The following is a 12462-nucleotide window of genomic DNA, read 5'->3' on the forward strand; positions in this document are numbered from 1 at the left end:
TGCGGGCAATGTCCATTCACCCGCGATGAAGTGCTTTGCCTCTTCCATGCCTGCTCCTGTCGCCTCTTGTATCCAATGCAACGCTTCGTTTTGTTCGATGGCCGGACGCTGAGCGCGATTATCGCGCCGATCGTCATCCGGACGCCACCGATCGATTGGCTATAATGGCGCATTCTTTCCGGACATGCCGGCGGCGCGTGCCTCGACCGCGGCGTGCCCTGTCCCGAATTCCCTTCGACCAACAGAGAACGCTCATGAGCTTCAACCATGTTCCGGCCGGCAAGGACTTGCCGCAAGATTTCAACGTCATCATCGAGATTCCCGCGCAAAGCGATCCGGTGAAGTACGAAGCGGACAAGGAGCTCGGTCTCCTCGTCGTCGACCGCTTCATCGGCACGGGCATGCGCTACCCGGTGAACTACGGCTACATCCCGCAGACGCTGTCGGGTGACGGCGATCCGGTCGACGTGCTGGTGATCACGCCGTTCCCGCTGCTGGCAGGCTCGATCGTGCGCTCGCGCGTGCTCGGCATGCTGCAGATGACCGACGAGTCGGGCGTCGACGCGAAGCTGGTCGCGGTGCCGCACGACAAGATCTGCCCGATGACGGCGAACCTGAAGTCGATCGACGACGTGCCCGAGTACCTGAAGGACCAGATCAAGCACTTCTTCGAACAATACAAGGCGCTCGAGAAGGGCAAGTGGGTGAAGGTCGAGGGCTGGGCCGGCATCGATGCCGCGCACAAGGAAATCACCGACGGCGCCGCGAACTACAAGAAGTAAGCGGCGTTCCGGCCGGGATGGCCGGTCCGTTCGACGCGAAAAACCGCGCGAGCCTCGTTACGAGGCCGCGCGGTTTTGTTTTGCGCGGGCGGTTTACTTCGGCGCGGAGGCCGGTGCGGGTGTGCTGCGGCGAGTCGGCGGGGTCTTCGCGGCCGGGCGCGTGCGTGCCTTCGACGTCGTCATCGCGGCCGGGCCCGTGCGGGCTGGCGATCGGGTGGCCGTGGCGCGACCGCGTTTCGGCGCGTCGCCGTTCGGGGCGGCCGTATCGTCTGCGACCGCCCGCACCACCGGCAACACCGATTCGAGCGTTCTGATGCCCGCAGCCAGCTCGCGCTTCTGCGCGGCCGTCAGTTGCTTGACCCGATATTCGGCGCGCAACGCGCTCGACCGGTCGGCGAGCGGGAACGACGCGAGCACCGCGCGCGGCTTGCGCGAGCGCGTGTAGCGCGCACCCTTGCCGGCCGCGTGTTCGTCGAAGCGCGCGGCCACGTTGGTCGTGATGCCGGTGTAGACGCTGCCGTCGGCGCATTCGATCAGATACAGGAACCAGGACATGACAGGGTGGCGGAACGCGAAGCCGCCAGTGTCTCAGAAAAGGCGCGCGTCGCGCGCTAGTCGCCGTCCCGCTTGAACGGATTGTGATCGCGCAGTTCGTCGACATACGCATGGATGTGGTCCGTCTCGCGTTCGAGAAAGCGCGACACCGCATCCGAGAACGCCGGATGCGCGAGCCAGTGCGCGGAATGCGTGACGGTCGGCAGGAAGCCGCGCGCGAGCTTGTGCTCGCCTTGCGCGCCGCCTTCGAACGTATCGAGCCCGGCCTCGATGCAGAACTCGAGCAGCTGGTAGTACGCGGTCTCGAAATGCAGGCACGGCACGTGCTCGACTGCGCCCCAGTAGCGGCCGTACAGCGTGCCGCCGCCGCCCGCGTCGCGCTGGTAGACGGCGAGCGCGCTCGCGATCGGCTTGCCGTCGGCTTCGGCGATCACGAGCAGCAGGTTCTCCGGCATCGTCTTGCCGATCGTGCGGAAGAATTCGAGGTTCAGGTACGGGCTCGAATAGTGGTCGCGGTAGGTCTGCCGGTAGCAGCGCGAGAAGAAGCGCCAGTCCGCATCGCCGATCGCGTCGCCCGCGATGCGCCGGAACGTCACGCCCGCGTCGCGCACTTTGCGCCGCTCCGCGCGGATGTTCTTGCGCTTCTTCTGCTCGAGCGTGTCGAGGAAATCGTCGAAGTGGCGATAGCCGTCGTTGACCCAGTGGAACTGCACGCCCTCGCGCAGCATCATCCCCATCGAGTCGAACAGTTGCGCTTCGGCTTCGGTCGGGAACAGCACATGCAGCGACGACACGTCGCTCTGCTCGGCGAGCGCGAGCAGCGTGGCCGCGAGGCGGCGGCGCGCATCGTCGTCGATGGCGAGCACGCGCGTGCCCTGTACGGGCGTGAACGGCACCGCGCACAGCAGCTTCGGGTAGTAGGGCACGCCATTGCGCTGGTACGCGTCGGCCCACGCCCAGTCGAACACGTATTCGCCGTACGAATGGCTCTTCAGGTAGACGGGCGCAGCGGCCGCGAGCCGGCCCGTGCGCTCGTCGGTCAGCGTGACGAAGCGCGGCGACCAGCCGGTCTCGTCCACCGCGCATCGCGCGATATGCAGCGCGTCGAGGAATTCGTGGCGCAGGAACGGCGTCGGGCGCGCGTCGCGTCCGAGCAGCGCATTCCATTCGTCGGCCGACACCTCGGCCGGGGACGTCAGGATGCCCGTGCGATAATCGATGCGTTCGTGTTTCAACCGTGTGAGTCCGTCCCGTTGGATGTCGCCGGACGCGCGCCGCCTGCCGCGGCCCGCCCCCGGAGCAATTTCATCAGCCGTTCACCGCGCGCCGCCGGGCAGCGCCGATCCCGTCATGAAGACCCGTATCGCTCTCGCTCAAATCAATGTCACCGTCGGCGATTTCGCCGGCAATGTCGCGCGTATCGTCGCAGCCGCGCGCGCCGCGCACAACGATGGTGCGCAGCTGATGATCGCTCCCGAACTCGCGCTGTCCGGCTATCCGCCGGAAGACCTGCTGCTGCGGCCCGCGTTCTACGCGGCGTCGGCGGTCGCGCTCGACACGCTCGCGGCCGAGCTGAAGGCGTTCGACGGGCTCGCGGTGCTGGTCGGCCATCCGCTGCGCGCGGCCGGCGAAGGGGCGGGCGGCGAAGGCAATACCGGCGACGCGGGTTCGTCAGGCGTCGATGGTAATGCAAACCGTCCGATCGAGCGCGGCGTGCCGCCGTCGGATACCTACAACGCGGTGTCGCTGATCGTCGGTGGAGAGATCGTCGGCACCTACCGCAAGCAGGACTTGCCGAACGCCGAGGTGTTCGACGAGAAGCGCTATTTCGCGACCGACGCCGAGCCGCTCGTGTTCGAGCTGAACGGCGTGAAATACGGCGTGATGATCTGCGAAGACGCGTGGCATGCGTCGGCCGCGCAGATCGCGAAGGCGGCCGGCGCGCAGGTGCTGCTGATCCCGAACGGCTCCCCGTATCACATGAACAAGGAAGCGGTGCGGATGGACATCCTGCGCGCGCGCATCCGCGAGACGGGGCTGCCGATGGTGTACGTGAACCTCGTCGGCGCGCAGGACGAGCTGGTGTTCGACGGCGGCTCGTTCGTGCTCGACGCGGCGGGTGAGCTGGTCGCGAAGATGCCGCAGTTCGACGAAGGGCATGCGATCGTCGAGTTCGATGGCGCGCGGCCGCTCGCCGCGGCGATTGCGCCCGAGCTGCCGCTCGAGGCGCAGGTGTACCGCGCGCTCGTGATGGGCGTGCGCGACTACATCGGCAAGAACGGCTTCCCCGGCGCGATCATCGGCTTGTCGGGCGGCGTCGATTCCGCGCTGGTGCTCGCGATCGCATGCGACGCGCTCGGGCCCGAGCGCGTGCGTGCGGTGATGATGCCGTCGCGCTTCACGGCCGACATCTCGACGACCGATGCGGCCGACATGGCGCGCCGCGTCGGCGTGCGCTACGACGAGATCGCGATCGCGCCGATGTTCGACGCATTTCGCGCGTCGCTCGCGGGCGAATTCGCGGGCCGCGCGGAGGACGCGACCGAGGAGAACATCCAGGCGCGCATCCGCGGCACGCTGCTGATGGCGCTGTCGAACAAGTTCGGCTCGATCGTGCTGACGACCGGCAACAAAAGCGAGATGGCGGTTGGCTACTGCACGCTGTACGGCGACATGGCGGGCGGCTTCGCGGTGATCAAGGACATCGCGAAGACGCTCGTCTACCGGCTCTGCCATTACCGCAACGCGGCCGCCGAATACGGCACGCGCGACATCATTCCGGAGCGGATCCTGACGCGCGCGCCGTCCGCGGAGCTGCGCGAGAACCAGACCGACCAGGACAGCCTGCCGCCGTACGACGTGCTCGATGCGATCATGCGGATGTACATGGAAGAGGACCGCCCGCTCGCCGGGATCGTCGCGGCCGGCTATGCCGAGGCCGACGTGCAGCGCGTCACGCGGCTCATCAAGATCAACGAATACAAGCGGCGCCAGGCGCCGATCGGGATCCGCGTCACGCATCGCGCGTTCGGCCGCGACTGGCGCTACCCGATCACGTCGCGCTTTACCGAAAGCCTCGATTGAGCCGCGCGCGGCGTAGAATCGGGGCCACGTCTTTTCATCCAAACGAGCATCGAGGGACAACCATCATGAAACGCATCACCGCCATCATCAAGCCGTTCAAGCTGGACGAAGTGCGCGAAGCGCTCGCCGAGGTCGGCCTGACGGGCCTGACCGTGACCGAGGTGAAGGGCTTCGGCCGCCAGAAAGGGCACACCGAGCTGTATCGCGGCGCGGAGTACGTCGTCGATTTCCTGCCGAAGATGAAGATCGAGGTGGTCGTCGCGGAAGCGCAGGTCGATCAGGTGATCGACGCGGTGATCGGCGCCGCGCGCACGGGCAAGATCGGCGACGGCAAGATCTTCGTGTCGGACGTCGAGCGCGTGATTCGCATCCGCACCGGCGAGGAGAACGAAGCGGCCGTGTAAGTGGCCAGGGCGTCGACATCCGCCGCCAATAAAAAAAGGTGCGATACCCTGTCGGGTACCGCACCGATACGCGCCTCTCGCAGCAGCGTGGAAAACTTGTCGAATCGATTCTGTGGGTCGAACGCGGATCAGAACAGGTGCTGGATGCCCGCGTAGACGCCCGTCTGGCTGCCGCCCTGTTTCGGGTTGCCCGTCGACACTTCGGTGCCGGCGCCGTTTGCGTTCAGGCCGAAGTTCGCGGTCTTGCTGTTGCGGACCGTGGCGACCTGGAAGTCGAGCAGCGTGCGCTTGGACAGGTTGTACGTGCCGCCGAGCGTGTAGATGTTCGCGTTGCCGCCGCCGTGGTTCGCGTTCACGTGGTAAACCGCCGCGATCAGCGCAGCCGCCGGCGTCGCTTGCCACGTCACGCCGCCCCAGACCTGCTGCGTCGACGTGATGCCGTTGTTGACTGCCGGGCCGGCGTCCGCGTGCGACGTCTGGTAGGCCGCCTGCAGCTTGAACGGACCGAGGAACACGTTCGCGCCCGCGAAGTATTCACGCGAGAAGTTGAACACGTCGTCGAGCTTGCCGTTCGCCGGGTTGCGCGCTTCGTCGTAGATGCCGCGCAGCTGGAACAGCGACGTCGTATAGGTCAGCTGGCCGCCAACGCTGCGGCCCTGGCCGGTCGTGCCGTTGCCGTTCCAGTTCGTCGCGTTCGACAGTGCGTACTGGCCGTAGAAGTCGAAGCCGTACAGCTTCGGCGACTGGTACGAAATGTTGTTGCTCGTCTTGTTCCAGTTGCGGCCGCGCACCAGCGACGCGCTCGACCACGCCGATTGTCCGAGCGGGTCGAAATCCCACACGCCGTTCGCGATCGCGAGTTCGCGACCGAGCAGCAGCGTACCGTACGTATTGTTCGCAATACCGACCGTCGCCCAGCGATTCCACAGGCTGCCGCCGCCCGGGCCCGCGCCGCTCATCGTGTCGAAGCTGCCTTCCAGCTGGAAGACCACCTTGTTGCCGGCACCGATGTCCTCGGCGCCCTTGATGCCCCACAGGCTCGTGCCCCAGTCGCCGCTTTCCGCGCGCCAGCGGGAGCCGTTCTGCATTCCGTTCAAGTACTCGATGCCGGCATCCAGGCGGCCGTACAGCGTGACGCTGCTTTGCGCGTGAGCGGCGATTCCAGCAGCCATCAGCGCTGCGGCGACCAAAGCTTTCTTCATCATCTCCTCCATACCCTGTCAAAAAGTCAACCCAGAACTGCACGAGATGCCCGACGCGCGAGCACCGGACAAAAGCGGGATAACCAGGGAGACCTCGCGCGAAGCCGGTGGACTTGGCGCGCAGGCAAGCGGACGGAATGACCGTTGAGCGGGCCCGCGGAACCGGGTCGGCCAGCGGGGTCTCCTTGTTGTGTTATGAAACAAAACTACATTTCATGAACTTCGTTTTGCTACTTTGGTTACTAATTTAGCAAAAATACAATTTTGTGGCGATGGAAATCGTTGTTTGACTAACACGTGTCGCCAAATTGCCATGCAACACGCGACGCAACAGCGTGCAGCGGCCTCGCGGATTGCCGCGAAAGCCTTGTCCTGAAAGGGAGACACGGTTTGCGGGAAGTTGCGTCAAGGATTGCCACTATTGACGCTGGGGAAAGCGTGGCGTAGGCGCCCGACGCAGCCAGCCGGCGCCCGAGTCGCCCGTCTACGCGAGATCGTCCGGCCGTGCGTCGAGCAGTTGCGCGCGAATCCAGCGGTGCGCATCGGTGCGCGCATGCTTCGCGTGCGAGTAGACCTTCAGCGTGTAGCGCGGGATCTCGAACGGCGCCGGAAAGACGCGGATCGGCGCCGCGCGGTGCAGCACCCGGGCAGCGCGGTTCGGCAAGGTCATCAGGAGTGCTGACTCCGCGATGATGAACGGCGCGGCGAGCACGGACGGCAACTGCACGGCGACCTGCCGCGCGAGGCCCAGCCGGTCGAGCACGTAGTCGACGACGCCGCGCGTCTCGTTCCATGGCGTGACGACCACGTGGCGCGCCGCGAGGTATTGCTCGAGCGTCACGCGGCGGCGGATCTGCGGATGATCTGCGCTTGCGATCACGACGTAGTCGTCCGAGAACCAGTCGAAATCCTCGATGCCCGGCGTGTCGGCCGCGAATTCCTCGTGGTAGCCGAGCGCGAAATCGATGCGGCCGGCCGCGAGCTCGTCGGTCGAGATCTTGCGGTCCGAGTGCACGACCCGGATCCGCAACTGTGGCGCGACGTGCTGGATCCGCGCGATGAACGCCGGCAGCACCGCGAACGCCGTGTAGTCGGTCGCCGCGAACACGAAGGTGCGTTCGCTGTGTGCCGGGTCGAAGCGGCGGGCGCGCGCGAGCCCCTTCGACATCGCGTCGAGCGCGTCGCCGGCCCAGGTCGCGATGTCGTTGGCGCGCACGGTCGGCTGCATCTCGTTGCCGAGCCGCACGAACAGCGCGTCGCCGATCGCCGTGCGCAGCCGCGCGAGCGCGTGGCTCAACGCGGACGGGCTCATCGCCAGTTCATGCGCGGCCGCCGCGACCGACCGGTGACGGTACAGCGCGTCGAACACGAGCAGCAGGTTCAGGTCGAGGCGGCGGAGATCGGGATGCATCATGTTCATGTCGGGATGAAGAAACTGCACTTCCTGCAGTGGAACGATGAACGTAGCATGACGTCTTCATCGGCGCCAGCGCGCGTTCAGGGCGCTCGCAGGGTGCCGCCATTTGCTTCATGCCGGCCGGGGAGGGCCTTTACCGTGAATATCGACATTCGTTCCGCCACCGTCGCCGACGTGCCGCTGATCCTGCGCTTCATTACCGAGCTGGCTGTCTACGAGAAAGCCGAGAACGAGGTGGTCGCGACCGTCGCGTCGCTCGAGCGCAGCCTGTTCGGCGAAGCGTCGCCGGCGCGCGCGCTGGTCTGCGAGGTCGACGGCGAGCCGGCAGGCTTCGCGCTGTACTTCTTTTCGTATTCGACCTGGCTCGGCCGGCAGGGGCTGTATCTCGAGGACTTGTACGTGTCGCCGCGCTTTCGCGGCGCGGGCGCCGGCCTGCGCCTCTTGAAGGCGCTCGCGCGGATCGCGGTCGATGCGGGCTGCGGGCGCTTCGAGTGGAGCGTGCTCGACTGGAACGAACCGGCGATCCGCTTCTACGAGAGCGTCGGCGCGGCGCCGCAAAGCGAGTGGGTGCGCTACCGGCTCGCGGGCGATGCGCTGCGCGCCTTCGCCGACGCGGCACCTGTGGATGCCGTGCCGTCCGACCGCGCGTAAACGCAACCGGGCGCCACGCGGCGAACCGCGAGGCGCCCGGCGGCGCGGCGGGATCGGGCGTCCCGGCTTACTTGAGGCTGCCCGACAGGAACTGACGCAGCCGCTCGCTGCTCGGATTCGCGAACACGTCGGCCGGCACGCCTTCTTCCTCGACGCGGCCCTGGTGCAGGAACATCACGTGATTCGACACATTGCGCGCGAAGCCCATCTCGTGCGTGACGACGATCATCGTGCGGCCTTCCTCGGCGAGCTTCTGCATCACCTTCAGCACTTCACCGACGAGCTCCGGATCGAGCGCGGAAGTCGGCTCGTCGAACAGCATCACGTCCGGATGCATCGCCAGCGCCCGCGCGATCGCGACGCGCTGCTGCTGACCGCCCGACAGGTGCGACGGATACTGCTTCTCGACCCGCGGCGGCAGCCCGACCTTTTCCAGATACTCGCGCGCGCGCTCCTCGGCTTCGCGCTTGCCGAGCTTCAGCACATTGACGGGTGCTTCGATCACGTTCTCGAGCACGTTCATGTGCGACCACAGGTTGAAGTGCTGGAACACCATCGAGAGCTTCGTGCGCACGCGCTGCAGCTGCTTCGGATCGGCGGCGCGCAGCGCGCCGGTCTTGTCGGGCGTCGTGCGCACTTCCTCGCCGTCGACGACGATGCGGCCCGCGTTCGGCTGCTCGAGGAAGTTGATGCAGCGGAGCATCGTGCTCTTGCCGGAGCCGGACGAGCCGATCACGCTGATCACGTCGCCCGCGTTCGCCTTCAACGACACGCCCTTGAGCACTTCGTTGCTGCCGTACCGCTTGTGGAGGTTGTCGACGAAAAGCTTTTGAGTCTGGGAATTCATCAATAATCCTGCGGAAACTTACTTGCCCTGCGGGCGCAGATACGCGAGCCAGCGGCGCTCGGCCTGGCGGAACAGCCACACGAGCGCGAACGAGATCACGAGATAAAGCAGCGCGGCGATGCCGAACGCGTGGAACGACATGTAGGTCGCCGAGTTGACGTCACGGGCGATCTTCAGGATGTCCGGCACGGTCGCGGTGAACGCAACCGTCGTCGCGTGCAGCATCAGGATCACTTCGTTGCTGTACAGCGGCAGTGCGCGGCGCAGCGCCGACGGCAGGATCACGCGGCGGTACATCGTGAAGGTCGACATCCCGTACGCGCGCGCGGCCTCGATCTCGCCGTAGGACGTTGCCTTGATCGCGCCCGCGAAGATCTCGGTCGTGTACGCGCAGGTGTTCAGCGTGAACGCGAGCAGCGTGCAGTTCATCCCTTCACGGAAGAACGCGTCGAGCATCGGCGTGCCGCGCACGACCTGCAGGCTGTAGAGGCCCGTGTAGCAGAGCAGCAGCTGCACGTACAGCGGCGTGCCACGGAACACGTACGTGTAGAGCCATACTGCCCTCGACAGCCACTTCTTCTTCGATACGCGCGCGACCGAGAGCGGCACCGACAGGCAGAAGCCGAGCCCGATCGACACGACGAGCAGCCACAGCGTGATCGCGACCCCGGTGGTCCGGTAGCCGTCGGTGAAGAGATAGTTGCGCCAGTATTCTTGGATGAGGTCGATCATAGGTCTGCCTTGCGGACGCCGGTCGAATAGCGCTTTTCAAGCCATATCAGCACGAAGTTCGAAATCGTCGTGATGGCCAGGTAGATCGCCCCCGCGATCAGCGTAAAGAAGAAGAACCGCAGCGTGCCCTTGCCGGCATCCTGCGACGCCTTCACGACGTCGGCGAGGCCGATGATCGACACGAGCGCGGTGGACTTCACGAGCACCTGCCAGTTGTTGCCGATGCCCGGCAGCGCGAAGCGCATCATCTGCGGGAACATCACGCGCGTGAACACCTGCCAGTTCGTCATCCCGTATGCGCTGCCGGCCTCGAGCTGGCCGCGCGGCACCGACAGGAACGCGCCGCGGAACGTCTCGGTGAAGTACGCGCCATAGATGAAGCCGAGCACGAGCACGCCGGCGAGGAACGGATCGATGTCGATCTGGTCCCAGCCCGCGAGATCGGTGAGCTGGTTCAGCCAGATCTGCAGGCTGTAGAACAGCAGCAGCATCAGCACGAGGTCCGGCACGCCGCGGATCAGCGTCGTGTAGACGGTGCCGACGCCGCTCGTGAAGCGGTTGCGGGACAGCTTCGCGGCCGCGCCGAGAAGGCCCAGCAGGAACGACAGCGCGAGCGAAAGCACCGCCAGTTTGACGGTTTGCCAGGTGCCGGCGAAGATCAGCGGGCCGTAGCCTTGAAGAAACATATGTGGTCCCTGGTGTGGTCCCTGACGGCGCACCGGGTGCACCGCGAAAGACGCGCCCCGCATGCTGCGCGGAACGCCCCGTGCGTATCATGACCGTCCGCCCCGGCGGGGGCGCCGGGCCCGCCTGCCGCGGGGGCGGCGGGCGAGGGTGCGGGCGGCGCGTGGTTTGACTGCCTGGTTTGACTGCGGTTACTGCGCGGACGCGAGGCAAGCCCCGCGTCCGGATCTCAGCGGGCCGAGTAGACGCTGAACGCGAAATACTTGTGCGACAGCCGGTCGTATGTGCCGTCCTTGTGCATGTCGGCCAGCGCCTTGTTGATCTTGAGCTTCAGGTCGGTATCCTCCTTGCGCAGGCCGATCGCGGTGCCGTCGCCGATCGTCTTCGGATCCTTCACTTCCGGCCCCGCGAACGCGAAGCCCTTGCCGCGCGGCGTGCGCAGGAAGCCGTAGTCGGCCTGCAGCTCGTCCTGCAGCGCCGCGTCGAGGCGGCCCGAGCCGAGATCGGCGTAGACCTGGTCCTGGTTCTGGTAAGGAATGATCGTCACGCCCTGCGGCTCCCAGTACGCCTTCGCGTAGGTTTCCTGCGTCGAGCCCTGCTCGACGCCGACGTGCTTGCCCTTCAGCGACGCGACGGTCGGCACGAGCGGCGAGCCGGTCTTCGCGATCATCCGCGCCGGTGCGTCGTATACCTTGTCGGAGAAGTCGATCTGTTCGCGGCGCTTGTCCGTCACGGTCAGCGACGACACGATCACGTCGTATTTCTTCGCTTTCAGCGCCGGGATGATCCCGTCGAGATCCTGCGCCACCCACACGCATTTGGCGTTGATGCGCTTGCAGATTTCCTTGGTGAGATCGACGTCGAAACCGACGATCTCGCCGCTCGGTGCGGTCGACTCGAACGGCGGATAGCTGGCGTCGACGCCGATCCGCACGGTCTTCCACTCCTTCGCGAAGGCGCTGCCCGCCACGAGGGCGAGGGCGGCGCACAGGGCGGCCTTCTTCATTTCCATCCTTTTGTTTCTGACTTGCCGGGGCGGCACGCGCGGCCTCGAGGGCCGGGCGCCACGCCGTATTCTAGGTAGCCAAAATTCGTTGTTCGGCGTCCGGGCGGCGGCAACCGCCGGATAGGCGGGCGCCAAAAGCGCGGTATTTTACCCGAACGCGATCCCCGGACAGCGCATTGGCGCGCTTGTCCGCACATCCGTTGGTGCCGGACGACGCCAATCGGCCGGGATCGTTCGGGCCGTTGCGGCAATCGCTTCAGTCGCAGCGAATTTGGCGGGAATTGGGTTCATGGGTGCAACGATCCGGTGCGCGTGCGCGGATTGTTGTGGCATCCGCGTCCCCCTACATTGGCGGCATCTCGAAAACCCTGACGGAGCGCCCCATGTTCCAGATCCGCCGCGCCGCCGACCGTGGCTATGCCCACCACGGCTGGCTCGAGTCGCATCGCAGCTTCCCGATCACCGGCTGTTGCGACGACGCGGACCCTCGATTCGGCGCGCTGCGCGTACTGAACGACGACCGGATCGCGCCGACCCGCGGCTTCGGCATGCATCCGCATCGCGACATCGAGATCGTCACGTACGTGCTGGACGGCGCGCTCGCGCACCGCGACAGCATGGGTAACGGGTCGATCGTGCGGGCCGGCGACGTGCAGCGGATGAGCGCCGGCACCGGGATCGTGCACAGCGAGTACAACGCGTCGCGCGACCGGCCACTGCATCTGCTGCAGATCTGGCTGTTGCCGATCGAGCAGGGCGGGCGGCCCGGTTATGAAGAGAAGCGTTTCGGCGCGGACGAGAAGCGCGGCCGGCTGCGGCTCGTCGCGTCGCCGGACGGGCGCGACGGCTCGATGTCGGTGCGCGCGGACGCGCGGATCTATGCGGGGCTGATCGACGGGGGCGAAGCGGCGGCAGTTGGCGTGCCGGCCGGGCGCAGCGTGTACGTCCATGTCGCGCGCGGCGCGGTGGACGTCAACGGCGAACCGCTCGAGGCCGGCGACGGCGCGCGGATCGGCGGGGTGGAATCGGTCGCGTTCACGCGCGGCCGGGATGCGGAGGTGCTGCTGGTCGATCTCGCCTGAACGGGCGAGGGCGCGG

The 12462-nt window shown here is 66.4% G+C and carries 12 protein-coding genes and 1 pseudogene; 5 read left to right on the forward strand and 8 right to left on the reverse strand.

Annotated elements, in window-relative coordinates:
• Nucleotides 1–254 precede the first annotated feature (254 nt).
• On the forward strand, nt 255–782 hold the full coding sequence (gene ppa, locus G3N94_RS35530) for an inorganic diphosphatase (protein ID WP_132022101.1): 528 nt from the start codon (nt 255–257) through the stop codon (nt 780–782).
• Nucleotides 783–1004: 222 nt separating this feature from the next.
• On the opposite strand, the pseudogene G3N94_RS35535 reads toward ppa, so the two are convergent.
• Nucleotides 1005–1337: pseudogene (locus tag G3N94_RS35535) on the reverse strand (GIY-YIG nuclease family protein); the annotation flags it as partial.
• A 56-nt stretch (nt 1338–1393) separates the two neighbouring features.
• Complete coding sequence (locus tag G3N94_RS35540) at nt 1394–2572, reverse strand: GNAT family N-acetyltransferase (RefSeq protein WP_205798759.1); 1179 nt, start codon at nt 2570–2572, stop codon at nt 1394–1396.
• Between the two features lie 115 nt (nt 2573–2687).
• Between G3N94_RS35540 and G3N94_RS35545 the strand changes: the two genes are divergently transcribed.
• Both G3N94_RS35545 and G3N94_RS35550 read left to right on the forward strand, forming a co-directional pair.
• Entirely contained in the window at nt 2688–4421 is a 1734-nt protein-coding gene (locus tag G3N94_RS35545) for an NAD+ synthase (RefSeq protein ID WP_205798761.1), read from the forward strand.
• A gap of 65 nt (nt 4422–4486) precedes the next feature.
• The gene (locus tag G3N94_RS35550) at nt 4487–4825 is read left to right on the forward strand and encodes a P-II family nitrogen regulator (protein ID WP_006398637.1); all 339 of its coding nucleotides are present in this window, start codon (nt 4487–4489) and stop codon (nt 4823–4825) included.
• Nucleotides 4826–4953: 128 nt separating this feature from the next.
• On the opposite strand, the gene G3N94_RS35555 is transcribed toward G3N94_RS35550, so the two are convergent.
• Both G3N94_RS35555 and G3N94_RS35560 read right to left on the reverse strand, forming a co-directional pair.
• On the reverse strand, nt 4954–6027 hold the full coding sequence (locus G3N94_RS35555; RefSeq protein ID WP_205798763.1) for a porin: 1074 nt from the start codon (nt 6025–6027) through the stop codon (nt 4954–4956).
• 484 nt (nt 6028–6511) lie between these two features.
• Nucleotides 6512–7441 carry a LysR family transcriptional regulator gene (locus tag G3N94_RS35560; protein ID WP_205798765.1) on the reverse strand — a complete coding sequence of 310 codons (930 nt, stop codon included), beginning with the start codon at nt 7439–7441 and terminating at the stop codon, nt 6512–6514.
• A 141-nt stretch (nt 7442–7582) separates the two neighbouring features.
• Here G3N94_RS35560 and G3N94_RS35565 point away from each other — a divergent pair, with 141 nt between their 5' ends.
• Nucleotides 7583–8095 (forward strand): GNAT family N-acetyltransferase, encoded by a 513-nt coding sequence (locus G3N94_RS35565; protein ID WP_205798767.1) that lies wholly within the window; start codon nt 7583–7585, stop codon nt 8093–8095.
• A 67-nt stretch (nt 8096–8162) separates the two neighbouring features.
• Here the strand turns inward: G3N94_RS35565 and G3N94_RS35570 are convergent, their stop codons facing one another.
• From G3N94_RS35570 to G3N94_RS35585, 4 genes are all read right to left on the reverse strand, one after another.
• Nucleotides 8163–8942: an ABC transporter ATP-binding protein gene (locus G3N94_RS35570; protein ID WP_205798769.1), complete on the reverse strand. Its 780-nt coding sequence runs from the start codon at nt 8940–8942 to the stop codon at nt 8163–8165.
• Nucleotides 8943–8960: 18 nt separating this feature from the next.
• On the reverse strand, nt 8961–9674 hold the full coding sequence (locus tag G3N94_RS35575) for an ABC transporter permease (RefSeq protein ID WP_205798771.1): 714 nt from the start codon (nt 9672–9674) through the stop codon (nt 8961–8963).
• A complete protein-coding gene (gene hisQ / locus G3N94_RS35580) occupies nt 9671–10360 on the reverse strand; it encodes a histidine ABC transporter permease HisQ (protein WP_205798773.1) in 690 nt (229 codons plus the stop codon). The genes G3N94_RS35575 and hisQ overlap by 4 nt, the downstream gene beginning before the upstream one ends.
• Before the next feature lie 227 nt (nt 10361–10587).
• Nucleotides 10588–11364 carry an ABC transporter substrate-binding protein gene (locus tag G3N94_RS35585; protein ID WP_205798775.1) on the reverse strand — a complete coding sequence of 259 codons (777 nt, stop codon included), beginning with the start codon at nt 11362–11364 and terminating at the stop codon, nt 10588–10590.
• 383 nt (nt 11365–11747) lie between these two features.
• Here G3N94_RS35585 and G3N94_RS35590 point away from each other — a divergent pair, with 383 nt between their 5' ends.
• Nucleotides 11748–12446, forward strand: a complete 699-nt coding sequence (locus G3N94_RS35590) for a pirin family protein (protein WP_205798777.1) — start codon at nt 11748–11750, stop codon at nt 12444–12446.
• The last annotated feature ends 16 nt before the right edge of the window (nt 12447–12462 follow it).

Origin of the sequence: Burkholderia sp. Ac-20353 (assembly GCF_017104785.1) — a bacterium.
In the GTDB taxonomy this organism is placed as follows: Bacteria; Pseudomonadota; Gammaproteobacteria; order Burkholderiales; family Burkholderiaceae; genus Burkholderia.